This is a genomic window from Thioalkalivibrio sp. ALE22, assembly GCF_000381445.1.
GTDB lineage: Bacteria > Pseudomonadota > Gammaproteobacteria > Ectothiorhodospirales > Ectothiorhodospiraceae > Thioalkalivibrio.
Window position 1 is genome coordinate 208,619 of the sequence record NZ_KB906503.1, and the last position, 23,201, is coordinate 231,819.

26 protein-coding genes are annotated in these 23,201 nt (G+C 65.0%); 14 read left to right on the plus strand and 12 right to left on the minus strand.

Features of this window, described 5'->3' with window-relative positions; genetic code table 11:
• Positions 1–2: 2 nt before the first annotated feature.
• The 3 genes from F793_RS0107130 to F793_RS0107140 all read left to right on the plus strand — a co-directional run bounded on the left by F793_RS0107130 (position 3) and on the right by F793_RS0107140 (position 2,166).
• Positions 3–923 carry a branched-chain amino acid transaminase gene (locus tag F793_RS0107130; RefSeq protein ID WP_018881686.1) on the plus strand — a complete coding sequence of 307 codons (921 nt, stop codon included), beginning with the start codon at positions 3–5 and terminating at the stop codon, positions 921–923.
• 39 nt (positions 924–962) lie between these two features.
• Entirely contained in the window at positions 963–1,187 is a 225-nt protein-coding gene (locus tag F793_RS0107135; RefSeq protein ID WP_018877255.1) for a zinc-finger domain-containing protein, read from the plus strand.
• Between the two features lie 67 nt (positions 1,188–1,254).
• Entirely contained in the window at positions 1,255–2,166 is a 912-nt protein-coding gene (locus tag F793_RS0107140) for a glycosyltransferase family 9 protein (protein ID WP_018881685.1), read from the plus strand.
• On the opposite strand, the gene F793_RS0107145 is transcribed toward F793_RS0107140, so the two are convergent.
• The 3 genes from F793_RS0107145 to F793_RS0107150 all read right to left on the minus strand — a co-directional run bounded on the left by F793_RS0107145 (position 2,163) and on the right by F793_RS0107150 (position 5,171).
• Positions 2,163–2,573 carry a DUF6165 family protein gene (locus F793_RS0107145; protein WP_018881684.1) on the minus strand — a complete coding sequence of 137 codons (411 nt, stop codon included), beginning with the start codon at positions 2,571–2,573 and terminating at the stop codon, positions 2,163–2,165. The genes F793_RS0107140 and F793_RS0107145 overlap by 4 nt on opposite strands.
• 207 nt (positions 2,574–2,780) lie before the next feature.
• Positions 2,781–3,902 carry a glycosyltransferase gene (locus F793_RS13655; protein ID WP_081618651.1) on the minus strand — a complete coding sequence of 374 codons (1,122 nt, stop codon included), beginning with the start codon at positions 3,900–3,902 and terminating at the stop codon, positions 2,781–2,783.
• Positions 3,903–5,171 (minus strand): O-antigen ligase, encoded by a 1,269-nt coding sequence (locus tag F793_RS0107150; RefSeq protein WP_231366512.1) that lies wholly within the window; start codon positions 5,169–5,171, stop codon positions 3,903–3,905.
• 106 nt (positions 5,172–5,277) lie between these two features.
• Here F793_RS0107150 and F793_RS0107155 point away from each other — a divergent pair, with 106 nt between their 5' ends.
• The 3 genes from F793_RS0107155 to F793_RS0107165 all read left to right on the plus strand — a co-directional run bounded on the left by F793_RS0107155 (position 5,278) and on the right by F793_RS0107165 (position 7,795).
• The gene (locus F793_RS0107155) at positions 5,278–6,015 is read left to right on the plus strand and encodes a glycosyltransferase family 25 protein (RefSeq protein WP_018881682.1); all 738 of its coding nucleotides are present in this window, start codon (positions 5,278–5,280) and stop codon (positions 6,013–6,015) included.
• Between the two features lie 108 nt (positions 6,016–6,123).
• On the plus strand, positions 6,124–6,795 hold the full coding sequence (locus tag F793_RS0107160; RefSeq protein ID WP_026279167.1) for a 2OG-Fe(II) oxygenase: 672 nt from the start codon (positions 6,124–6,126) through the stop codon (positions 6,793–6,795).
• A gap of 28 nt (positions 6,796–6,823) precedes the next feature.
• Positions 6,824–7,795 carry a mitochondrial fission ELM1 family protein gene (locus F793_RS0107165; protein ID WP_018881681.1) on the plus strand — a complete coding sequence of 324 codons (972 nt, stop codon included), beginning with the start codon at positions 6,824–6,826 and terminating at the stop codon, positions 7,793–7,795.
• Positions 7,796–7,905: 110 nt separating this feature from the next.
• On the opposite strand, the gene F793_RS0107170 is transcribed toward F793_RS0107165, so the two are convergent.
• Together F793_RS0107170 and lpxL are read right to left on the minus strand one after the other, a co-directional pair.
• Positions 7,906–8,649: an FkbM family methyltransferase gene (locus F793_RS0107170; protein WP_231366511.1), complete on the minus strand. Its 744-nt coding sequence runs from the start codon at positions 8,647–8,649 to the stop codon at positions 7,906–7,908.
• A 181-nt stretch (positions 8,650–8,830) separates the two neighbouring features.
• Complete coding sequence (gene lpxL / locus F793_RS0107180) at positions 8,831–9,760, minus strand: LpxL/LpxP family Kdo(2)-lipid IV(A) lauroyl/palmitoleoyl acyltransferase (protein WP_255349397.1); 930 nt, start codon at positions 9,758–9,760, stop codon at positions 8,831–8,833.
• Between the two features lie 20 nt (positions 9,761–9,780).
• Here lpxL and F793_RS0107185 point away from each other — a divergent pair, with 20 nt between their 5' ends.
• The gene (locus F793_RS0107185; RefSeq protein WP_018881677.1) at positions 9,781–11,043 is read left to right on the plus strand and encodes a 3-deoxy-D-manno-octulosonic acid transferase; all 1,263 of its coding nucleotides are present in this window, start codon (positions 9,781–9,783) and stop codon (positions 11,041–11,043) included.
• A 73-nt stretch (positions 11,044–11,116) separates the two neighbouring features.
• On the opposite strand, the gene F793_RS13660 is transcribed toward F793_RS0107185, so the two are convergent.
• Positions 11,117–11,680, minus strand: a complete 564-nt coding sequence (locus F793_RS13660; RefSeq protein ID WP_231366510.1) for a SprT-like domain-containing protein — start codon at positions 11,678–11,680, stop codon at positions 11,117–11,119.
• 380 nt (positions 11,681–12,060) lie between these two features.
• Here F793_RS13660 and F793_RS0107195 point away from each other — a divergent pair, with 380 nt between their 5' ends.
• Complete coding sequence (locus F793_RS0107195; RefSeq protein WP_018876027.1) at positions 12,061–12,507, plus strand: hypothetical protein; 447 nt, start codon at positions 12,061–12,063, stop codon at positions 12,505–12,507.
• A gap of 28 nt (positions 12,508–12,535) precedes the next feature.
• Here F793_RS0107195 and rnd read toward each other — a convergent pair whose 3' ends face one another.
• The 5 genes from rnd to F793_RS0107220 form a co-directional block, all read right to left on the minus strand.
• Positions 12,536–13,684: a ribonuclease D gene (gene rnd / locus F793_RS0107200; protein WP_018865865.1), complete on the minus strand. Its 1,149-nt coding sequence runs from the start codon at positions 13,682–13,684 to the stop codon at positions 12,536–12,538.
• The gene (locus tag F793_RS0107205; RefSeq protein ID WP_018865864.1) at positions 13,677–13,979 is read right to left on the minus strand and encodes a DUF1244 domain-containing protein; all 303 of its coding nucleotides are present in this window, start codon (positions 13,977–13,979) and stop codon (positions 13,677–13,679) included. The genes rnd and F793_RS0107205 overlap by 8 nt, the downstream gene beginning before the upstream one ends.
• 98 nt (positions 13,980–14,077) lie before the next feature.
• Positions 14,078–14,569: a rod shape-determining protein MreD gene (gene mreD, locus F793_RS0107210; RefSeq protein ID WP_018865863.1), complete on the minus strand. Its 492-nt coding sequence runs from the start codon at positions 14,567–14,569 to the stop codon at positions 14,078–14,080.
• Positions 14,566–15,417, minus strand: coding sequence for a rod shape-determining protein MreC (gene mreC / locus F793_RS0107215; RefSeq protein WP_018865862.1), 852 nt, complete (start codon positions 15,415–15,417; stop codon positions 14,566–14,568). Before mreC ends, mreD begins: the two co-directional genes overlap by 4 nt.
• A 221-nt stretch (positions 15,418–15,638) precedes the next feature.
• Positions 15,639–16,685: a rod shape-determining protein gene (locus tag F793_RS0107220; protein ID WP_018865861.1), complete on the minus strand. Its 1,047-nt coding sequence runs from the start codon at positions 16,683–16,685 to the stop codon at positions 15,639–15,641.
• Positions 16,686–17,095: 410 nt separating this feature from the next.
• On the opposite strand from F793_RS0107220, the gene gatC reads away from it, so the two are divergent.
• The 5 genes from gatC to F793_RS0107245 all read left to right on the plus strand — a co-directional run bounded on the left by gatC (position 17,096) and on the right by F793_RS0107245 (position 21,842).
• Complete coding sequence (gene gatC, locus F793_RS0107225; RefSeq protein ID WP_018865860.1) at positions 17,096–17,383, plus strand: Asp-tRNA(Asn)/Glu-tRNA(Gln) amidotransferase subunit GatC; 288 nt, start codon at positions 17,096–17,098, stop codon at positions 17,381–17,383.
• Between the two features lie 81 nt (positions 17,384–17,464).
• Positions 17,465–18,919 (plus strand): Asp-tRNA(Asn)/Glu-tRNA(Gln) amidotransferase subunit GatA, encoded by a 1,455-nt coding sequence (gene gatA / locus F793_RS0107230; RefSeq protein WP_018865859.1) that lies wholly within the window; start codon positions 17,465–17,467, stop codon positions 18,917–18,919.
• A gap of 10 nt (positions 18,920–18,929) precedes the next feature.
• On the plus strand, positions 18,930–20,363 hold the full coding sequence (gene gatB / locus F793_RS0107235; protein WP_018876030.1) for an Asp-tRNA(Asn)/Glu-tRNA(Gln) amidotransferase subunit GatB: 1,434 nt from the start codon (positions 18,930–18,932) through the stop codon (positions 20,361–20,363).
• Between the two features lie 18 nt (positions 20,364–20,381).
• Positions 20,382–21,278, plus strand: a complete 897-nt coding sequence (hslO, locus tag F793_RS0107240; protein ID WP_018865857.1) for an Hsp33 family molecular chaperone HslO — start codon at positions 20,382–20,384, stop codon at positions 21,276–21,278.
• A gap of 147 nt (positions 21,279–21,425) precedes the next feature.
• On the plus strand, positions 21,426–21,842 hold the full coding sequence (locus F793_RS0107245; protein ID WP_018881676.1) for a hypothetical protein: 417 nt from the start codon (positions 21,426–21,428) through the stop codon (positions 21,840–21,842).
• Positions 21,843–21,860: 18 nt separating this feature from the next.
• Here F793_RS0107245 and F793_RS0107250 read toward each other — a convergent pair whose 3' ends face one another.
• Positions 21,861–22,616, minus strand: coding sequence for a molybdopterin-synthase adenylyltransferase MoeB (locus F793_RS0107250; RefSeq protein ID WP_018881675.1), 756 nt, complete (start codon positions 22,614–22,616; stop codon positions 21,861–21,863).
• Between the two features lie 180 nt (positions 22,617–22,796).
• Between F793_RS0107250 and F793_RS0107255 the strand changes: the two genes are divergently transcribed.
• Positions 22,797–23,159, plus strand: a complete 363-nt coding sequence (locus tag F793_RS0107255) for a hypothetical protein (RefSeq protein WP_018881674.1) — start codon at positions 22,797–22,799, stop codon at positions 23,157–23,159.
• Positions 23,160–23,201: the final 42 nt, after the last annotated feature.

The following is a 23,201-nucleotide window of genomic DNA, read 5'->3' on the forward strand; positions in this document are numbered from 1 at the left end:
TAATGTCGATGGCCGACCGCGACGGGGTGATCTGGCTGGACGGGCAGATGGTGCCCTGGCGCGAGGCGCAGACCCACGTACTGACCCACACCCTGCACTACGGCATGGGGGTGTTCGAGGGCGTGCGCGCCTACAAGACTGCGCGGGGCCCGGCGATCTTCCGCCTGCAGGATCACACCCGACGGCTGTTTAACTCGGCCAAGATCGTCGGGATGACCATCCCCTACACCGCCGAGGCGCTGAACGAGGCGCAGATCGCGTCCGTGCGGGACAACGGGCTGGAAAGCGCCTACCTGCGGCCGATGTGTTTTCTCGGCTCCGAGGGCATGGGGCTGCGCGCCGACAACCTGCTGGTGCACGCGATGGTCGCGGCCTGGCACTGGGGCAGCTACCTGGGCGACGAGGGGATCGAGAAGGGAATCCGCATCCGCACCTCTTCCTACAGCCGCCACCACGTGAACGTGACCATGTGCAAGGCCAAGGCCAACGGCAATTACATGAACTCCATGATGGCCCTGCAGGAGGCCACCCGCTGCGGCTACGACGAGGCCATGCTGCTGGATACCGAGGGCTTCGTGGCCGAGGGCAGTGGCGAGAACATCTTCATCGTGCACGACGGCGTGCTGTTTACCCCGGACCTGACCTCCGCGCTGGACGGCATCACCCGCCGCACGGTGATCGAGCTGGCGCGTGAGGAGGGGTTGGAGGTCATTGAGAAGCGCATCACCCGCGACGAGGTGTACATTGCCGACGAGGCCTTCTTCACTGGCACCGCCGCCGAAGTGACCCCGATCCGCGAGGTCGACGATCGCCCGATCGGCACCGGCACCCGCGGCCCGATCACCCAGCGCCTGCAGTCACGCTACTTCGACGTGGTGCAGGGGCGCGACAGCCGCCACGAGGGCTGGCTGACCTTCGTCTGAGGCGCCCGAATTTTCCGTCAACCGGAAGCGAGAAGAATCATGGTGAATCCCGATACCGCCCACCATCAGGACCAGTACCAGACACCGAACGCGCAGACCGAGATCACGGTCACGCGCAAGGACCTGCCGCTGCACTGCCCCACGCCCAAGATGGCCCTGTGGGCCTCGCACCCGCGCGTCTTCCTCCCGATCGACGAGACCCCGGATGGCCGCTACCAGTGCCCCTACTGCGGCACCCAGTTCATCCTCAAGGACGACGGCTGAGCCTGGCTTCGGCGACGCCGAAGGTGGCCGCCTGGCGAGAAGCCTCCGCCTTCCACGAGGGAGCGGGATGGGCAAGATTCTGGTAATCAAGCACGGCGCTTTCGGCGATGTCGTGCAAACGGATGGTGCGTTACGCGATATCCGCCGGCACCACCCGGATGATGAACTGGTGGTTCTTACAACGCCCCCATACCGGTCGATCTTCGAGCGTTGCCCGCACGTGGATCGCGTCCTGACGGAGACACGTCCGAAGGCTTGGAAGCTCGTACTCTGGTGGCGTCTGGCGCGGATGCTTCGATCCGAACGGTTCGATTGTGTCTACGATCTGCAGAATTCGAGCCGAACATCGTTCTATCGGCGCCATATCTTGAGGCAACCGACCTGGATCTGTGGCGAGCGCAGGCGAGGCGAGGAGTCCCCCCTTTCGGCATTCCAGAGGCAGTTGGCGGCTGCCGGACTGGAAACCACGCACACCCTGGATCCTGATGTGGGATGGATGGCGGAGGATGTCGCGCCCATCCTTCAGGCCCGCGGTGTGACCGGCAAGTACATCGTCTTGATTCCTGGGTCCTCGGCCCGTCACCCCGAGAAGCGCTGGCCCCATTACGCGGCCCTTGCGTCGGCAATCGCTAACCAGACGGAGTATCAAGTGGTCACCGTCCCGGGGCCCGACGAGATCGAGCTCTGCCGAGCAATCCCCGCGACGCCCCTGTTTGACGCCGATGACGAGGTGCTCGATTGGTTCGGGTTGGCGGGGGCGATCCGGGGCGCCTCATACGTGGTCGGAAACGACACGGGGCCGACGCATGTTGCGGCCTGCCTCGGCAAGCCGGGACTGGCCCTGTTCGGGCCGCATGCGTCGCCCGTTCGAACCGGGCTGTCCCGCGCCCACTTCCGGGCGATCGAGGCGGACGACCTGAAGGGTCTCCCGGTGGAGACTGTGTTGCGCGAGGTGATTGCGGATCTTCGGCCTGGCTAGCTCTCGTAGTCCGAATACGACTTTTCCTCGACGATCGCCGAGTTGCAAAGCGTGTTGACGGCCTTTTTGATGCGGGCGCGCTCGTCGTTGGTGATATAGACCGAACGCGCCAATTCCACGAAACGCTCGCCGAAGTCCTTCTTCGCTTCGCACTCGCGGATCTCGTCCTCGATCTCCCAGAGCTTCGAGTTCACTTCGCGCAGGTCCCGCTCTAGACCTTCAACCTCGGGGCTGTCCAGACCGGCCTGAATCCACGTTTCCTGAAGTACATTCAGCTCATGGCGAATGTTCCGGAGCTTCTCGGTGTCGCTGATGCGCTCGTTCTTGATCTTCAGGATCGTGATCTTGTCCAGCAGCTCGCCGGCACCGACCTCGACAGTGATGGTGCCGGGGATCTTGGTTTCCATGAATCGGACTCCTCGCCCTTGGCTTGTTTGCCGCAGGGTGTGGTTGTTGGGGTGGGTTCTGGATGCTGTGGTGCGACTATTACAAGTCCATAAGTCGCATCGGGCTATGCACTCGAACATGCTTGTGAGCATGAACGAGGTACCCGGCTGGTGGTTCTCACCAGTTCAACGTTCGATTAGAGCCCACTTCCGGGGCGGCGCCAAGGTTTAACGAGGGAGTAACCCTCCAGATAGTCTTTCGTACACATCAATTGTGCGCTGGCACATTGTCTCCAGAGTCCACGCATGAGGCCAATACGGGGCTGGAGCATTCCCTGCCGCCCATTGTGCGAGTCTTTCAGCAGCATGTTGGATTCCTCCTGCCGGTATTCTTCCTTCTGGGAATAGCTCGCCTAGCTGCTCGCCTACGCCGCCATGATTGTATCCGAGCACGGGGCGCCCGAGACTCAGGGCCTCAAGGGTGGTGCGGCCAAAGGACTCCGGTTGTGTGGAGATGGATAAAACGGCATCTGAGACGGCCAGGATTTCGCGGAGGTCGCTTCGTGGCCCCGTGAAGGTCACATGGGGGGTTAGCCTCTTCGCTGAAATTCTGGTTTGCAGTTCTCTGCGGTAGCCTTCTTTGCGCGGGTCGGTACCACCGACGAACAGTAGGTGCGCAGGGATGTACCGATCTTGCAGGCCCTGCAGAATGTCCAGCGCGTCGAAGTGTCCTTTTAGTCGAGTGATGCGTCCCGGCAGTACGATCGTGTAGCGTCCCTGAAGCTGGGGGAACGTTTTCTCCCACAGGGCCATCCAGTCCGATGAGGGCCGAAACCCGGGGTAGTATTCGCCGGTATCAATTCCGCGATGGATTACCTCGATGCGCCGGGGGTCAAGATTCGCGTATTGGTTCAGTAGAAACGAGCGGAGGCTTTCGGATACCGTGACTACCCGCTCACCACGCGTGAGGATCGCACTGTAACGGTTGACCGAGTTGAAACCGTGTACCGACGTGACCAGTCGCGGTCGTTCGCTGGGGAGCAGGCCTGACCAAGCCTTCCAGGCTATCCAGGCCGGCATACGCGATCGAACGTCGATTACGTCTACCCGCTGTTCGCGGAGGAACTGGCGTAGTGGTCGAACCAGGCGAAATGTCCAGGGCGACTTCTTCCCGATGGGCCAGGCAAAGTGTTCGCTCCCTTGCGCCTCGAGCTCTGGCACCATCCGTCCGCCCGCAGACATCACCAGGGAGCGATGGCCGGCGGCGACCAAGGATTGCCCGATCTCCAGGGTTCCGCGTTCAACTCCGCCCGATTCCAGCGCGGGGACCATTTGCAGTACGCGTATCATCTATGTCTTGGGCCTGAGTTGACCGTTGGTACGTGTCGACTCTTTCTCGCGTAGCGGGTCGTGCAGCAAGCGCACCATACTGCCCACCAGTATGATCATGAAGATCAGTCGGCCAGCCTCCATCGTCGATTCGAACAGGGAGCCGATTGCGAATGCGCTAAGCAATAGGGTCGCTGGCTCTCGGGCAGACGGAGAAGTCTTGTAGACCAATGCGGCTAGCAAGGCCAGCCATGCGATAAGGCCAGGTAAGCCGAATGTCACGAAATTTTCGATGTACTGGTTGTGGAAGTGAGTAAACTCGGTGATGACCCGGGATTCGTAGCCACGCGCGTCGAGCGTTTCCTTGGCGGCGTGATGGATTTCAGTTCGGTCTGTTCCAAGGCCTGTTAGCGGGTTGCGCATCCCCAGCTCGGCCCCGATATGCCACTGCTGTATGCGCGTTCCAAGGCTGGATTGGAGTTCTCCGGATTGGATTAGTCGGATTTCTTCCAGCGAGCGGTCGATGCGGTCCTGTCCTGCAGACCAGGTCAGCCCAGCGGCACCGAGAAGCGCGGTCGCAAGTAGGAGCCACCTCTGCGAAGTGAGCATGGCCGAACGGCGCAGCCGAAACAGGGCTATCAGCGTTGTGCCCACAATCCAGATCAGCCAAGCCCCGCGAGTACCGGAGGCTATTGTTCCGGCAAAGGCGAGGCCGGAGAACATGAAAAAGGCCATGACGCCCGGCAGTCGAGGGTGCGTGGAGGCACGATACAGTGCAAGGGTGCCAAGTGTGCTGAGAAGGATGCCGAACGGTACTGGATTGAATCCGAGTGTGGCTCGTCTTGCGCCTTCAATGGCTACCTCGTGAATGGCTAGGGCGCCCGCGACTGCTGCCCCTAGCCCGACCCCCCACCAGAATGCGGCGGCACTAAACCCGGTGCGGGCCAGGTGGAGGAATACGAGAACCCCGAGAATAAAGCGCAGAGGCTTGCCGAGTTCGTCAATTGGTGTGCCGTGCAATAGCCCGAGGGCGATGCTGGAGCCCCCATATGCCATCAGGCCGAGTATCCAGGGCCAGTGTAGCTTGAAGGCTTCGGGGAACTCTTTGGCGAGGGGGTGTAGGGTTGCTAGTGCCAAGAGCAGAAGCGAGGCCGTATAAGGTCCATGCTCGTGGGCGATGATCCCTGTCAGTACGGCGAATACGAGCAAAGAGTTCGCGAAGTAAAGAGGCTGATTTCTCAGCGAACCCGCTATGGGGCGGAGCGTTTCAGCAAATCGGGTAAGGGGCACAAAGCGGCCTCGGCATTTGAAGCTCGTGTATTCTAGACGATTCGCTAGGCCGAAATAGAGTCGGAGTCCGCAGGGTCAGGATGACGTGAGGGTTTTCGTAATCAGCATGGATCGGGCCGTTGAGCGTCGTGCGGCGGTCAAGCGAAGGCTGGGGAGCTGCGGTGTCGTACCGGAGTTTGTTCCTGCGGTTGACGGGCGACTCTTGTCCGACTTCGAGGCTCGCCAGCGGGGTTACCGGACGAGTCGATTCCATCAGCCGCTTCAGGCATCCGAAATCGGCTGCGCCCTCAGCCATTTTCAGGCTCTGAAGTTGTTTCTGGAAACGGGCGAAGCCTCGTGCGTGATTCTGGAAGATGATGCTGAGGTATCGCCGAATCTTATCGAACAGGTTCAAAGGCTGGAAAGCAGCATCAGTGGTTGGGATCTGATCAAGCTGGAGAACCGCCCTGGTACCGTGAAGGGGCCGGTGGTCGCGCGCGTTGAGGGTATGGACGTCTTCGTGTCCCTGCGCCCGGGCTTTGGTGCGACGGGCTTTGTGTACTCGCGGCTTGGCGCCAGAAAGATTCTGGACTCCTGGGGGGGCACCTTTTCAAGGCCGTACGACACCTTGTTGTCGCAGGCTTGGAGAAAGCGTGTCTGCATCCTTCAGGTTTACCCTGCTCTGGTGTGGGAGGACGGTGGTGAGTCGATGATGGCCGGTCGTGTACCGCGCTCTTCGGGGCCGCCGGGGTTTGCCGGGTTGGTGCGTGGAATGGATCGCTTGACTGATTCCCTGGGCAAGCGAGTCCACGCCTGGCTAGTAAGTCGATGGAAAGTTCACGTGCTTCCGGCCTACCTCCCTTGAGGCATTGTTTGCGATGGACGGTTTGGTAGGTGCCCGATTGGTTTTCAGTACGATGGGGCTGTTATGGTGGCTCATTATAAAGATTGTCGATAAACAAGGCGTTCGATGATGGATACAGCCGCTGAAGTGGCAGAGCAGGTGGAGGCGTCGCTGCGGCGGGCGTCATCGGAGGCATATCCATATCGGCGGTGGTATCCGCACGCGGTGCTGCCCGAGGCGGCAGCGCGTGCAGTTGAGGCACTGCCGTTCAAGGCGCCGGCGATCGGCGATACCGAGGGCAAGCGCGAGACGCACAACAGCTCCCGCCGCTTCTTCGACGCCGAGAATCGGAAGGCCTTCGAGGTCTGCGAGAGCGTTGCGGCGGCCTTCGAGAGTCCGCAGGTGCTGGATGCGATCTTTGAGGTGTGCGGCGTGGACGTGAGCGGCAATTACTTGCGTATCGAGCACTGCCTGGATACCGAGGGTTTCTGGCTGGCACCGCATACGGACCTGGGTGTGAAGAAATTCACCATGCTGCTGTACCTGTCCACCGATCCGGGCTACGAGAACTGGGGCACGGATGTGTACGTGGACGCCGAGACGCACTACGAGACCGCCCCCGGTACGTATAACAGCGCCTTGGTATTTGTGCCGGCCGACAACACTTGGCACGGCTATCATCGGCGCCCGCTTGAAGGTGTACGCCGGTCCCTGATCATCAACTACGTCACCGAAGAGTGGCGCAATCGCCACGAACTGGCCTCGCCGGATACCCCTGTGCAGAGGGGTGTGCCCGCTTGAGCGAAAGCCGGACGCGGGCCGCTTGGCTGTGAACGAGATCTCGTGCTGGACCCTGACCACCGGCGAGGCCGGGATGACCAGTCAGGTCCGTGGCCTGGCCGAGGCCGTCGGGCTGCCCTACGAGCACAAGACGGTGGGGCTGCGACGCCCCTGGCGCTGGATGCCCGGCTCCTTTGTCCCCGGTGTGCTGCGGGGCCTGACCGCTGGCAGTGATGCTCTGGAGCCCCCCTGGCCACGCCTGCTGATCTCTTGCGGGCGGCGGAGCGCTGCGGTCGCGGTCGCTCTCAAGCGCGCCAGTGGTGGCGCCATCATGACCGTGCATGTGCAGGACCCGCAGATCTCTCCGCGCCACTTCGATTGGGTGGTGCCGCCGCGTCACGACGGGTTGGCCGGCCCCAACGTGATTGCGACGCGTGGCGCCCTGCACCGGGTGACAGCCGAGCGGCTGGAGGCTGCGCGCAGGGGGCTGGGTGACGCCTGGGCGGCGTTTCCCCGGCCCTGGGTCGCGGTGCTGATCGGGGGTGCTACCCAGCGCGGTGATCTGGGGCAGGAGCGACTGGATGCCCTGATCCGTGACCTGCGTTCGGCCTCAGAAGCCTCCGGGGGGAGTGTGCTGGTCACGCCCTCGCGGCGGACGGGCGCGGCCAGTACGCGACGACTGGTCGAGGGGCTGGCGGATGTTCCCGGGTTTGTCTGGGACGGGCAGGGCGAGAACCCCTTTATGGCAATGCTGGCAACAGCCGACCATATCGTGGTCAGTGCCGATTCCGTGTCCATGGTCTCGGAGGCGGCGGCGACCGGTGTCCCCGTATACACGGTGGCCCTGGGGCCGCTCGGCCGTCGCCTGCAGGCCTTTCACTCTGCCCTGGAGGCGGAAGGCGTGACCCGACCGTTCACCGGGGCGCTCGATCAGTGGTCCTACGCGCCGGTCAACGATACGCCGAAGGTGGCTGCGCATATCCGCCGCGAATTGGGTCTGGACGGGGAATTCAGCCCCTAATCCAGCAGGCGGTCAGGCTTGCCTGTGTTGCCAAGTGGCATGGGGCTGAAGATTACGGTTGGTTCTGCCTCGCCCACGTGAATGGGCTGAACCCGGACGGGATCCCAAGACTAAGAGTCTTCAGGGTAGAACAGATAATCCTCCTCGCCCTCGACCAGCCCTCCCACTGGGCATTTTCCTCCTGATTGATCCAGCACGGCTGCCGAATAGCCGAATCGAGAAAAGAAATCGAAGACATTGTCGGGCTCGTATCCCATGCGTGCACAGGTTTCCGGGCCAATCTCGCAGTAGACGAGAGGACGAAATTCCCTCAAAGTCTTCTCTCCGCCCCGAAGAATCTGCAACTCGGCACCTTCCACGTCCATCTTGATGAAGTCGAGCCGAGACAGTTCTCGTTCGGCGACGTACGTGTCCAAGGTGACTGTTTCTACGGTTTCCACGATGTACCGGTCCCGTTTTGTCTCGTCACCAAAATGCGCTAGCCCGATACCCAGCCGACCAGATTCCTTGATAGGGATGCTGATCCTCTCGCTTCCCGCCTGGTTCGACAAAGCGCGTGAATCAATGCGAACGTTGTCGAAACCACCCACCACTCGTTCGAGGATAGATCGTGTGTACGGGACTGGTTCAAAACAATGGACCTCGCAGCTGCCGTCATGAATCAGTGCGAACTCCTTGGCCAGGTAGCCAAAATGTGCGCCAACGTCGAAGACGGTTCCGCCTTTAGGGATGAAATGTGCGAGACGTTGTACACGGGGGCGTTCCTTGGGATTGTGGCGGGCCTTCAGGTAATGGAGCCACCAGGCAAAGCGTTGGCGCCAGTGTGAGTAGACAGGCTCTTTTGGTAATTCCATAGGTTTCTTATCCAGCTGGGTTCGGACGGGGGAAGTGGACAAGCCGTCTCGCGGTTGCAAGCCTAGTTGAGTACCTTCAGTACGGCGGCTGTAATACGCCACCAGTATAGCTGCTGTATTGAGATCACCCGTTAGCGCTGGGTTTGCTTTCCGCCCGACGATGGCCCTTTGAGAGTTCCGCTTAGTGCGCGTAAGGATCGGGCATGCCCGCGCGCTTCTTGAAGCGCTTGTGGGTCCAGAAGTACTGGCCCGGGGCGTCCATCACGGCTTCTTCGATGATGTGGTTGATGCGCAGGGTGTCGGCGTAGGCGTCCTCGGTGGGGAAGTCTTCCACCGGGGGGTGGATGGTCACGACATAGTGGCCGTCTTCCCGGCGGTAGCCGAAAAAGGGCAGGACCGGGGCGCCGCTGACCCGGGCGATGCGATGGGTGGCCGTTTGCGTGTTGGCGGGTTCGCCGAAGAACGGGACCAGTTCGGTCTGGCGCCCGCTGGTGGCCTGGTCGGGCGCGTACCACACGGGCATGTTGTTGCGCAGGGTGCGTAGCAGTCCCTTGACGTCGTCGCGTGCGATTACGCCTGCCGTGTGGCGGTCGCGATTCACCTTGAAAAGGTGGTTGATCAGCGGGCGTTCGCTGGGCCGGTACATCGCGGCAAAGCGGCGGTGCAGGCCCAGCAGGCGCCCGCAAAGCTCGAGTGTGGTGAAATGGGCGCTCACCAGCAGGGCACCCTTGCCCTGTTCCAGCGCCTTGTCCAGATGCTCCAGTCCGTGGATTGTGTAATGCCCCTTGAGTTGCGTGTCGCGTCCCCACCAGGCCATGGCCATCTCCAGGATCCCCATGCCGGCCGCCTCGAAGTGCTCGCGCAGCCACTGTTCGCGCTGTTCGCCGGACTGGTCGGGAAAGCACAGTTCGAGGTTGGTGCGGGCGATCGCACGGCGCTCGCGGCCGAAACGGTAGAACAGTCGCCCGATGCCGCGGCCGAGCGCCTGCTGCCAGCGGATGGGCAGCTGGATGACCAGCCGTGCCAGGCCGATGACCGCCCACATGGGCCAGGTGGCGGGACCGCGGGGTGGGCGCTCGGTCGCGCTCGATGGTTCGGGCCGTGCCGTCACGGATCGGAGTCTCCCTGCGAATGACCCGCGTAGTCTACACGGCGCTGCTTGCGTTGCTGACCCCCTTGTTGCTGATCCGCCATGGCTTGCGCAGCCGTCGGGCTTCGGTGCGTGTCCGGCTGGGCGAGGTCATGGGCTGGGCGCGCGCGCCGGAGCCGGCCGAGATCTGGATTCATGCGGTATCGGTGGGCGAGGTGCTGGCGGCGGAACCCCTGATTCGCCGGCTGCTGGACGCCGGTTCGCGGCGCATCCTGGTTACGACCACGACGCCGACCGGTGCCGCCATGCTGGCGGAGCGGCTCGGCGGTCAGGTCATACATCGGTTCCTGCCACTGGACCTGCCCTGGCTGCAGCGCCGATTCCTGCGTGCCGTGCGACCGCGCGCCATCGTGGTCATGGAGACCGAGATCTGGCCGAACATGCTGGCGGAGGCGCGGCGTGCCGGGGTGCCGGTCGTGCTGGCGAACGCCCGGATGTCCGGACGTTCGGCCCGACGCTATGCCCGGATCCCGCGGCTGATCGCGCCGGCCATGAGCGGATTTGACTGGATTGCCTGTCGCAATGCGCTGGACCGGGAGCGCTTCGTCGCCCTTGGGGCCGTGCCCGATCGCGTGACGGTCAATGGCGATATCAAGTTCGACATCCACATCGAGGAGGACGATCGCCAGGAGGTCCGGTCCCTGCGTCCAGTGGTTGAGGGGCGCCCGGTGGTGATTCTCGCCAGTACCCATGCCGACGAAGAGGCCCAATTGCTGCCGGGGCTGCACGCACTGCGCGCCGAGTATCCACGCCTTCTGGTGATCGTGGCACCACGCCATCCGCAGCGGTTTCCCGAAGTGGCAGACCTGCTGGAACGTTCCGGGCAAAGCTTCATTCGCCGCAGCGAAGGTGTGCCGGATGCCGCCACGCATTTCTGGCTGCTGGACACGCTGGGGGAGTTGAAACGTTTCTTTGGCCTGGCCGATGTCGCCTTTATTGGGGGGTCACTGGTCGGTGTTGGTGGCCACAACCCGCTGGAGGCCGCATTGTGGAATTGTCCGGTCGTCATGGGGCCGCATGTCGACAACTTTGAACTTCTGGTGGAACGCATGGAGGCCGCGGATCTGCTATGGCGTTCAAGGAATGCCGAGGAGGCGGTCGCGCGGATGGCTGCGTGGCTGGGGGAGGATGAGTCCCGACGCGAGATTACTCGGCAGCGCGCAACCGCTTTTATTGCAGAGAATCAGGGTGCAACGGCGCGTTTACTGGAGTATCTGAACCGACATTCCTTCCCGGGACGATGACGGCGGGGTGCCGGGTTTTCATATGATCCCGGCGCGCCCGGATGCGTGTGCTTGATCGTGGGTGCGCGCGGTATCAGCTGCAACTCCTGCCGGAGCGTCGCAGCCACTGGCCGCATTGGCGGCATTGGTACCGATAGCCGCGCTTGTTAATGAGAAAGTGTCGGCGGGCGCTCAGGGGCTGGGGACCGCATCCGCATACATAGTCGTACTGGCGCATCGTGCGAGTGGTCAGCGCCGTCGCATGCGTGACACTCGGATTGGGGAAACCCAGCGCCCGCATCAGCCCTTTCCATTCGGGGCCATGGGGCCGAACCCTTCGTATGCCGTGGGCGCGGTAGACCAGCGAGTGGGCCACCTCGTGCGCCACCGTCTCGGGAAAATGCTGATCCCATTCCAGGCTGAAGGCTTCCGGATTGAAGCGCAGGGTTTCCGCATTCTTGCTCAGGCGCCATTGCCCGGCTGCCCGGCCTTTCAGATCAAATCGAATGGCCGGGAGGTCTTTGCCCGGTGTGCCTTCGATCAAATGATACAGCCGTGCCACCTCGTCACATATCTGCTTTCTCTTTTCAGGAGAAAGAGTGCGAGCGGACGCTTGTATTTCCTGCGTATTCTTATAATCTTTCTGGCATCGTTCCATGGGTTCGTATTATTCTGCCGTGGCCAAGGGAAACACTGGTTAATGTACACGCTCACGCTCGAGTCGCTTTTGTGTGCGAACAAGGCGCGGTGACTGCCGTGCAGTCATTCTGCACAAGGGAGCCGCAACGCCGTTCACGCACAAAAGCGGCCGAGCCCCTTCGGGGTTGGCACCCCAGGTTCCCCAATCCTGCGTTGCCGCCCTTGCCGGTAGAACCACTACCGGCTGCACACCGCGCCTTGGCTCGGAAAACCTGGGGAGCCAACGTGAGTGTGTACATTAACCAGTGTTTCCCTAGTTTTAGAGAATGGGGCGGGGTTATGAACCCCCTGTGGCCCAGACCTGTCATTGAATCGATTTTCAGAATCCGGGAGTGTTGCATGAGCATGGATAACAAGAAGGCCTCCGATCTTTCAGCCGAAGAACTCTACGCCCTCGCGCGCCAGCGGGAAAAGGAAGAGGCCGAGCGCAAGGAGGCCGAGCGCCGCCAGAAGCGCGAGAAGCTGATGGAAAAGCGCAAGGAGATGCTGGCGCGCCACCGCAAGGAGCTCAATGAGCTGGAGCGCCAGATCCGCGAACTGGGCGGCCGTGTGGGCCGAGCCGCCAGCACCGGCGGTGGTCGTCGCGGGCGGCGCGCCGGAGGCGAGTCGATCAGCCAGAAGCTGTGCGAGATTGTCGCGAAAAAGCCGGAGATGGGTATCAAGGAGATCAAGGCCGAGGCCGAGAAGATCGGCCTGGATACCAAGAACATCAGCCAGACCCTGGCCTACCTGAAGCGCCAGGGCCGGCTGAGCTCGCCGCGTCGCGGGATCTACAAGGCGGCCTGACCGCCCCGCAGATCCGCCCGTTCGATGCTCACGGGCGGATCTGCAAGCCCTCCTCCGTACGTGCCAGTTCGCCATCGCCCGCAAACCAGCGGGCGATGGTCTTTCCGGCGATCTCGTGGCGCCAGCCGCTGCCCAGGCGGCCGGTTGTGCCGTCCCCCTTCAGCAACTCGATGACATCCTTGCGCTGGGCGATCGCGGCGGCGGTGATCTGGTTGCGTCGCGCGCATTCGCGCAGCAGGGCCATGCCGATGTCGGCCAGGACCTCCTCGGCCTCGGTGAGCTTCGCCTTCTCCGGGAGCTGTGGCCATTCCTCACGCGGCAGGGCCTGGCCCTCGCGGATCGCCTCCAGCAGTTCTTCCTGACGCGGCGGCTTCATGCCGTCGGGAAAGCCCCGCAGCTGGTGCAGGGCCGCGGTGTCCTGAGGGGTGCGCCGGGCGATGTCGATCAGGATATCGTCGGCCAGGATCCAGCGTCGCGGGCGATCACTCGCCTGTGCGGCGCGTTCGCGCCAGGCCGCCACGGCCTTCAGCACGCCGCGCTCGCGCGGCTTGAGCCGCTTGACGCCAGAGACGCGCTGCCAGGCACCGTCGGGATCCGGTTCGTACAGGGCGGGGTTGCTCAGCGCCTCCATCTCCGGGCGCAGCCAGTGCATGCGGTCGTGGCTCTCCAGTTCATGCAGCAGGCGCATGAACACCGTGGCCAGAAAGCGCACGTCGTCCGCGGCGTAGTGGATCTGCTGTTCGCTCAGCGGGCGGCGTGACCAGTCGGTGCGGGTCTGGCTCTTGTCGAGGTCGCGGTCGAGGATCGCCTTGACCAGGTTGGCATAGCCGATCTGCTCGCCGTAGCCGAGCATGCTGGCGGCGATCTGGGTATCGAATACCGGGGCGGGGACGCGCCCGAGCTCGCGATACAGGACCTCGAGATCCTGTGATGCCGAATGGAAGACCTTGGTCACGCCGGCATCGAACAGCAGGGGCTCAAGCAGGCCCATATCCAGCCGCAGCGGGTCGACACAGGCGATCTGGTCGAGGGTGGCCAGCTGGATCAGGCACAGGCGCGGGTAGTAGGTCTTCTCGCGCATGAACTCGGTGTCCAGCGCGATCCAGTCGGTCCCGGCAATGGTGTCGAGAAAGCCCTGCAGGGCCTCCGGGGTCTCGATCAGGCCATGATCATGCATCGTGCGATTTCTGGCTGGCCTCGAATGCCGCCTTCTGCTCGGGGGTCGCTTCTTGCTGGTAGCGCGCCTTCCATTCGCTGTAGGGCATGCCGTAGACGATCTCGCGCGCCCCTTCGTAGTCGATCGACTCGCCGCGTTCCTCGGCGGCGGCCACGTACCATTTGGACAGGCAGTTGCGGCAGAAGCCGGCCAGGTTCATCAAGTCGATGTTCTGCACGTCCTTGCGCTCGTCCAGATGCTGCAGCAGGCGGCGGAATACGGCGGCCTCGATCTCGGTTTGCTTGTTCGTGTCCATGGCAGGGCTCCTTGTTTCGGGTTGGCGGGGCACAGTATGCGTGACCGTTCACGCTGCTTCGAGCCGGGCGCGGGTATGTGCACGAATCGCCGCCTCCCTCAGGTCAGGTGCAGGAGCCAGCGCCGGCGCACGTCGCGCAGCAGGAAAAAGATCAGCGGCCAGAGCAAGGCGCTGGTGATCACCGGGGCCCAGTACGTAATCCGGTCCGGTGGAAAACCGGTAATCCCCTGGGGCCACAGGGCCAGCAGCTTGTACAGGGCGATCAGGATCGCGACCACCATCATCTGCTGCCAGACCGGGTACACCCGCAGGCGCGGATGGATCTGCAGCACGATGTAGATGATCACCGCCAGGGCGATGGCATTCTGCCCCAGCAGTTGCCCCATCAGGGTATCCAGCAGCAAGCCGGCGACAAAGGCGGTCAGGATGCCCACGCGGGTCGGAAACGCCATGGCCCAGTAGATCAGGACCAGTGCCAGCCACTCCGGCCGCGCGGGGCGCAGGGTCTCGGGGATTGGCACGATGGCCAGGGCCAGGGCCGCCAGCAGGGTCAGCGCCACCGGCCAGGGGATGCCGATGGCGCGGGTCATGGCGTTGCCGGCGCGTTGTCGTCCGGCTCGGGTTCCGGCGTGAATGCGCCCGGCCTTGCCTCCGCATCCTCATCCAGTTCAAGGGGGGCGATGCCCGGCATGATGCCCTCGGTCCACAGCAGCAGGACCTCGCGGGAACGGTCCAGCGCCGCCAGCGGCTCGGCCTGGATGCTCAGAAAGGGCTGGCCCTGCGGGCGCTCGACGGAGGTGACCCGGGCGACTGGATAGTCGGCCGGGAAACGGCCGCCCAGCCCGGAGGTCAGCAGCAGGTCGCCGGGTTCGACGTCTTCCTGCAGCGGGACGTGGCGCATCTCGAGGCGCTGCGGGTTGCCGGTCCCGACCACCAGCCCCCGCAGGCCCGTGCGCGCGCTGAGCACCGGCAGGGCATGGCTGGGATCGGAGATCAGCAGGGCCACGGAACTGGTCAGGCGGGTGGACAGGACCTGCCCGATCACGCCGTCGGCATTGATGACCGGCTGGCCCGCGTAGACGTCGTCCGCGCGCCCCTTGTTGAGCACGATCTGCTGGCGGAAGGGGTCCAGGTCCACGGCCAGCAGCTTGGCGATCTCGACGCGTTCCTCGGCCTGCTGCGCGGTATTGAGCAGGGCCCGCAGGCGGTCGTTCTCCTGCTGTAGGGCCTCGAAACGCAGCTGGCGGGCGCGCAGTTCCGCGTTCTCGCTGCGCAGGATGCGGTTCTCGGTGATCAGGTCCTCGCGGCGGGTGAACGACTCGAACACCCGGCTGACCGCACGGACCGGTGTGTCCACTGCGACTTGCAGCGGGTAGGTCACGGTGGCCAGGGTGCTGCGGACAAACTGCAGTTCATTGACGCGGTGGTCCAGCGCCATCAGCGCCAGGCCCAGCAGGATGACCGCGAGCAGGCGCAGAGTGGGCGAGACACCCAGTCTGAACAGCGGCTTGCTGATGGCGTGACCTCCGGTTGCGGATCGCGTCGACGAGGCAGGGTTGCGGAGTGTTGTACCCGCGATCCTGCCGACCAGTTGCGGTCCGGAGTGTAACCCGAGTCACCGGCCGCGGGAGAGCCGGGGCCCCGTGGCCGGAGTGGGGGTTATTCCATTGCCAGGAAGTCGACCCGCTTTTCGTCGAGCATCTCGAGCACGCGGCCGCCGCCGCGGGCGACGCAGGTCAGCGGGTCGTCGGCGATGACCACCGGAATGCCGGTTTCCTCCATCAGCAGGCGGTCCAGCTGCTGCAGCAGGGCGGAGCCGCCGGTCAGCACGATGCCGCGCTCGGCAACGTCCGCGCCCAGTTCCGGCGGGGTCTGCTCCAGCGCGGTACGCACGGCGGAGACGATGCCGTACAGCGGGTCCTGCAGGGCCTCGAGGATCTCGTTGGAGTTCAGGGTAAACGAGCGCGGCACGCCCTCGGCCAGGTTGCGGCCCTTGACCTCGATCTCCAGCAGTTCCTTGCCCGGGTAGGCGGAGCCCACCGCGTGCTTGATGCGCTCGGCGGTGGCCTCGCCGATCAGCACGCCGTAGTTGCGGCGCACATAGGCCATGATGGCCTCGTCGAAGGTGTCACCGCCGATGCGCACGGATTCCGAGTAGACGATGCCGTTCATCGACAGCACGGCGACCTCGGAGGTGCCACCGCCGATATCCAGCACCATCGAGCCCACCGCCTCGTCCAGCGGGATGCCGGCGCCAATGGCCGCGGCCACCGGTTCCTGCAGCAGGTAGACCTTGCGCGCCCCGGCGCCGAAGGCCGATTCGCGGATCGCGCGGCGTTCCACCTGGGTCGCGCCGCAGGGCACGCAGACCAGCACGCGCGGGCTGGGCCGGAAGATCCGGCGTTCGTGCACCTTCTTGATGAAGTACTGCAGCATCTTCTCAGTGGTGGTGAAGTCGGCGATCACGCCGTCCTTCATCGGGCGCACCGTTACCACGTGCTCCGGCGTGCGGCCGAGCATCTTCTTCGCCTCGATCCCCACAGCCTCGATGGAGCGCGGGCCGCCCGGGCCGCGGTCCTGACGAATGGCGACCACGGAGGGTTCGTTCAGGACGATGCCCTGGCCGCGCATATAGATAAGGGTGTTGGCGGTGCCGAGGTCGATGGAGATGTCGTTGGAGAACAACCCCAGGAGGCGTTTGAACATGAAGAAGAAACCTGCTTGAGTGGGCGGGCGGGAAAGCCGTCGACTCTAGCAAGCGCCCGGGGTTTGGGCAACAACGGCTTTGTGGTAAGTTTGCGCTCCGTTTTGCCCTCAGGGGAACACTGATTAATGAACACGCTCGCGTTGGCACCCCAGGTTTTCCGAGACCAGGCGCGGCGCGCAGCGGGTAGTGGTTCTACCCGCAAGCGGCGCAACGCCGGATCGGGGAACCTGGGGTGCCAACCCCGAGGGGCTCGGCCGCTTTTGCGCGGGAACGGCGTTGCGGTTCCCTTGTGCAGAATGACTGCACGGCAGTCGCCGCGCCTTGTTCGCACACAAAAGCGACTCGAGCGCGAGCGTGTTCATTGATCAGTGTTCCCCTAAAATCTGAACGCAACAGGACCCTTCCCGCCATGTCCGTCGATACCTCCGAAGTCCGGCGCATCGCCCATCTCTCCCGTCTGGCCATGAACGACGATCAGGCCCGGGATTTCGCGGGAGGGCTGAGCGATATCTTTGCCTTTGTCGAACAACTGGATGGGGCGGCCATCGAGGGTGTCGAGCCGATGGCCCACCCGCTGGATGCCGAGCAGCGTCTGCGTCCGGATGCGGTCACCGAGCCGGACCGGCGCGAGGCCTACCAGGCGATCGCCCCGGCCGTCGAGGGCGGACTGTATCTGGTCCCGCGCGTGATCGAGTGATCCCCCGCGCGTGATCCACTCCACGTTGTCACCGTTCTGTTGAATCCGTCACGCTTCTAGCCAGCAAGAGTCCCCGAAACCATGGCCCAGGAAACCCTGTCCGGCTGGGTGCGCAAGCTCCAGGCCCGCGAGATCAGTTCGCGCGAACTGACCCAGCTGTATCTGGACCGGATCGAGCGCCTCGATCCGGAACTGAACAGCTTTATCACCGTGACCGCCGAGCAGGCGCTGGCGCAGGCCGACGCCGCCGATGCGCGTCTGGCCCAGGGCGAGCAAGCGCCGTTGCTGGGGGTGCCGATCGCGCAGAAGGACATCTTCTGCACCGAGGGCGTGCGCACCTCCTGCGGCTCGCGCATGCTGGATCCGTTCGTCTCGCCCTATAACGCCACCGTGGTCGAGCGCATGAATGCCGCCGGGGCGGTGATGCTGGGCAAGACCAACATGGACGAATTCGCGATGGGTTCGTCCAACGAGACCAGTTTCTACGGGCCCGTGCGCAATCCCTGGGATACCGGGCGGGTCCCGGGTGGTTCCTCCGGGGGCTCCGCCGCCGCGGTGGGCGCGCGCCTGGTGCCGGGGGCCACCGGCACCGACACCGGCGGCTCGATCCGCCAGCCGGCCGCGTTCTGCGGCATTACCGGGCTTAAGCCGACCTACGGCCGCGTCTCGCGCTACGGGATGATCGCCTTCGCCTCCAGTCTCGACCAGGGCGGGCCGATGGCCGCGACCGCCGAGGACTGCGGCCGGATGCTGAACGCGATGGCGGGCTTCGACGAGCGCGACTCCACCAGCGTCGAACGCCCGGCTGAGGACTTCACCGCCGGTCTGAACCAGGACCTCAAGGGCCTGCGCATCGGGCTGCCGACCGAGTTCTTCGGCGAGGCGGGCCTCGACGAGCGCGTGCGCGGCGTAATCGACGCGGCCATCGAGGTGCTCAAGGGCCGCGGTGCCGAGGTGCGCGAGGTCGGCCTGCCCAACAGCCACCTGTCGGTGCCGGCCTATTACGTGGTCGCCCCGGCCGAATGCTCCTCCAACCTCGCGCGTTTCGACGGCGTGCGCTATGGCTATCGCTGCGAGAACCCCGAGGACCTGATGGACCTCTACACCCGCTCGCGCGGGGAGGGCTTCGGCGACGAGGTGAAGCGCCGCATCATGGTCGGCACCTACGTGCTGTCCGCCGGCTACTACGACGCCTACTACCTGAAGGCGCAGAAGGTCCGCCGTATCATCGCCGACGACTTCCGCCGCGCGTTTGCGGACGTGGACGTGCTGCTGGCCCCGACCACCCCGGAACTGCCGTTCGCACTCGGTGCCAAGGCCGACCCGGTCAGCATGTATCTGTCCGACATCTACACCATCGCCGCGAACCTCGCCGGGCTGCCGGCGATGTCGCTGCCGGCCGGCGAGATCGACGGCCTGCCGGTGGGGCTACAACTGATCGGCAACTACTTCGACGAGGCGCGCCTTCTGGGCGTCGCCCATCAGTATCAGCAAGAGACCGACTGGCACACGCGTGTGCCGGCGGCCTTCGCCTGAGGATCGCCGCATGGAATGGGAAACCGTCATCGGGCTGGAGATTCATGCCCAGCTCAATACCGTCTCCAAGATCTTTTCCGGGGCGCCCACCGCCTACGGCGCCGAGCCCAACCGCCAGGCCTGCCCGGTGGATCTGGGCATGCCGGGCGTGCTGCCGGTGCTGAACCAGGGCGCGGTCGAACGGGCCGTGATGCTGGGGCTGGCGATCAACGCCGAGATCACCCCGCGCTCGGTGTTCGCGCGCAAGAACTACTTTTATCCGGATCTCCCCAAGGGCTACCAGATCTCGCAGTTCGAGCTGCCGATCGTGGGCCTGGGGCACCTGGATATCGAGCTGGAAGACGGCACGACCAAGCGCATCGGGGTGACCCGCGCGCACCTCGAGGAGGACGCCGGCAAGAGCCTGCACGAGGGCTTCGAGGCGATGACCGGTATCGACCTCAACCGCGCCGGTACCCCGCTGATCGAGATCGTCTCCGAGCCGGAGCTGCGCTCCGCGAAGGAAGCCGTCGCCTACATGAAGAAGCTGCACTCGCTGGTGCGCTATCTCGATATCTGCGACGGCAACATGCAGGAAGGCAGCTTCCGCTGTGATGCGAACGTCTCGATCCGGCCGAAGGGGCAGACCGAGTTCGGTACCCGCGCGGAGCTGAAAAACCTGAACTCCTTCCGCTTCGTCGAGCGCGCGATCAACTTCGAGGTCGAACGCCAGATCGACGTGATCGAGAGTGGCGGCACGGTGGTCCAGGAGACCCGCCTGTACGACCCGGACCGCGACGAGACGCGTTCCATGCGCAGCAAGGAAGAGGCCAACGACTACCGCTACTTCCCCGATCCGGATCTGCTGCCACTGGTCGTGGACAGCGCCTTCATCGAGACCGTGCGCGAAAAGCTCCCGGAGCTGCCGGACGCCAAGCGCGCGCGCTTCGTCGAGCAGTACGGCCTGTCGGACTACGACGCCGGCGTGCTGACCGCGACCCGCGAGATGGGCGACTTCTACGAGGCCGTGGCCGCCGGCTGCGATGCACCCAAGCTGGCCGCCAACTGGGTGATGGGCGAATTCTCCGCCGCGCTCAACCGCTCCGAGGTGGAACTGGGGGAGGCCCCGGTCAACGCCGACGGCCTGGCCGGACTGATCGCGCGCATCCAGGACGAGACCATCTCCGGCAAGATCGCCAAGGAGGTCTTCGAGGCGATGTGGAACGGCGAGGGCGACGCCGACGCGGTGATCGAGGCCAAGGGCCTCAAGCAGATCACCGACACCGGCGCGATCGACGCCATCATCGACGAGGTCATGGCCAACAACCCGCAGCAGCTCGAGCAGTACCGCGGCGGCAAGGACAAGCTGTTCGGCTTCTTCGTCGGCCAGGTGATGAAGGCCACCCAGGGCAAGGCCAACCCGGCCCAGGTCAACGAGCGCCTGAAGGCGAAGCTGGACGGTTGATGCGCGGACCGCGATCCCATGCGTGAGGCCGACACCCTGCATCGCTTCATGCTGGAGGAGGCCGGGGTGCGTGGTGAATGGGTGCACCTCGACGCCGCCTGGCAGGCCCTGCTGCAGCGCCACGAGTACCCGCCCGTGGTGCGCGATCTGCTGGGCCAGGCCTATGCGGCCGTGGCCCTGACCGCGGCCACGCTCAAGTTCAATGGCTCGTTGATCCTGCAGGTGACCGGTCCCGGCCCCGTGCACATGATCGTGGCCCAGGCCGATGGCCAGGGCCGGCTGCGCGGGCTCGCCCGCTTTCGCGAGACGCCGCCCGAGGGCGCCACACTGGCCGAGTGCGCCGGCGAGGACGCGCGGCTGATGCTGACGCTGGACCCCGGCGACGGTGGCGAGCGCTACCAGGGCGTGGTCGAGCTGGAGGGCGAGACCCTCGCGGATGCCATGAATGTCTACTTCGAGCGTTCGGAGCAGCTGCCGACCCGGCTGTGGCTGGCCAGCGGGTCGGAGTCCGCGGCCGGCATGCTGTTGCAGGCGCTCCCGGGCGAGGGCGGCGATGCGGTCACGCGGGACTCGGAGGCATGGAACCGCGCGACGATCCTGGCCGAGACCACCACCGCCGAGGAGTTGCTGGAGCTGGATGCCGGCACGCTGCTGGGCCGGCTGTTCGCCGAAGAGCGCGTGCGCCTGTTCGACGGCACGGGCGTCAGCTTTCACTGCCCGTGTTCCCGCGAGCGTATCGGCGAGACCCTGCGCAGCCTCGGCCGTGACGAGATCCGCGGCATCATCGAGGAGCAGGGCGCGGTGGATGTGACCTGCGAATTCTGCAACGCCCACTACCACTTCGACCCGGTCGATGCCGAGGCCCTCTGCGCCGCCGAGGGTACCCAGCCTCCGACCCCGGACACCCGTCAGTAGTCAGCCCTTTGCGGCCCTCCCGCCGCACTCTCTCGTTAGCCCGCCGTGACCCCCGGTCGCCGGCCGGGCGCGGGCCGAGCCCCCGAGCGCCCGTGGTCTTGCTATAGAAGCAGGACTGATCTAGCAGCGTTCGCAGACGGGGGCGCAATGTATTCCCGGTATACCGAAATCCCGACCCTGGATGTCCGCCCCGGCTGGCTGGTGGAGGCGCGTTACTTCAACCAGGTGCGGCGTGCCCTGGCCCGTCTGGGGCCGGAGGTTCGCCTGTCGCCGCCCGGGCTCAAGCACCTGGACCTGATCCTCCAGCGCGATGCGTGGATTGTGGTCGACCGGGTGCTGAACGATATGCCGGTGGTCGCCTGGACCGCCTTTCACTCCCGGGGGCGGCGCAGCCTGCATCGTCCAGTGGCCTGCGAACTGCTGCTGTTCCACGCCATGGCCAGCATGGTGATGAACCGCACCCTGTCGGCGATGGAGCCGGAGCTCGCGGCCGCACTGGCCGAGGCCGGGCCGCCGGCGGCCTCCGGCAAGGTCCTGCCATTTAATCCGCGCTCCTGCGCCTGAATCGGGGTTGCCCCGGGTTCAGGACGGGGCGTGGCGGTGGCCACACGCGGGGCAGCCGGGGTCGCGCCGCAGGCGAATCTCCCGGAACTGCATGGCCAGTCCGTCGAGGATCAGCAGCCGGCCGCTCAGGGTCGGCAGGCCCATCAGCAGCTTCAGCGCCTCGGTGGCCTGCAGGCTGCCGACCACGCCGGGCAGGCTGGCCAGCACCCCGTTCGCGGCGCAGGTGTCCTCGTCGCCGCCCCCTTCGCCGTAGAGACAGTGGTAGCAGGCCGCCCCGGGATCGCGGTAGTCGAAGGTGGTCAGCTGCCCCTCGAAACGGATCACGGCGCCGGAGACCAGTGGCGTGCCGGCCGCCAGCGCGGCCCGGCTGATGGCCCCGCGGGCGGCGAAGTTGTCTGTGCCGTCCAGGACCGCGTCGGCGTCGGCGAACAGCCGGCGCATGGCCGCGTCGTCGAGACGTTCGGCGCGCGCCTCCACCCGGCAGGCGGGGTTCATCGCGGCGATGCGGTCGGTCGCCGAGGCGACCTTGTCGCGGCCGATGTCGGCATCGGTATGCAGGATCTGGCGCTGCAGGTTGGTCACCTCGACGTGGTCCGGGTCCACCAGGGTCAGTCGGCCCACGCCGGCTGCGGCCAGGTAGGCGGCGACCGGAGAGCCCAGTCCGCCCAGTCCCATGATCACCGCATGCGCCTGCTGCAGGGCCTCCTGACCCTCCACCCCCACGCCGGGGAGCATGATCTGGCGGCTGTACCGCAGGAGCTGGTCGTCATCCATGGAGCAGGTCTCCGGAGAAAGGCCGAAATTGTAACCGGCGTCACGCTCGCCGGCGGCCTCAGTTAGCTAACGTTCAGGAACGCGGCCTACGCTGAGACCCTGGCAATCCTGCCACAACCGGGGCCGGCGGACGCTTCAGGCGTTGCCCCGCAGGACCCGAATGGAAGGAGGGAACACCCCATGAAACGACTCGCGATACTTGCGCCGGCGGCCCTGCTGGCGCTCGCCCTGTCCGCCCCCACCCATGCGGCCCAGCCGGTCACCGGCGCGCTGCCGACGGTGACCGGCGCCAGCTTCGATGCCGCCGCGCTGCAGCCTGTGCGGCATGGACATTCTCGGGGGCACAAGCACTACCGCGGCCACCCGGGTGCCCACGGCCACAAGCAGGCCAAGCGCGCGAAACAGCGCGGCCGCGGCCATCACAAGCGCTCGCGCAGCTACGAGCATCATCACTACCACTACTACGACAAACGCTCGAGCCGCTACCGCCACCGTTCTTCGCCCAGCGGCTCGGTCAACCTGCACCTGCGCCTGCCGCTCTGATCCGGACGCAGTCTGATGCAACGCGAGCCCCGGCCCCTGGCC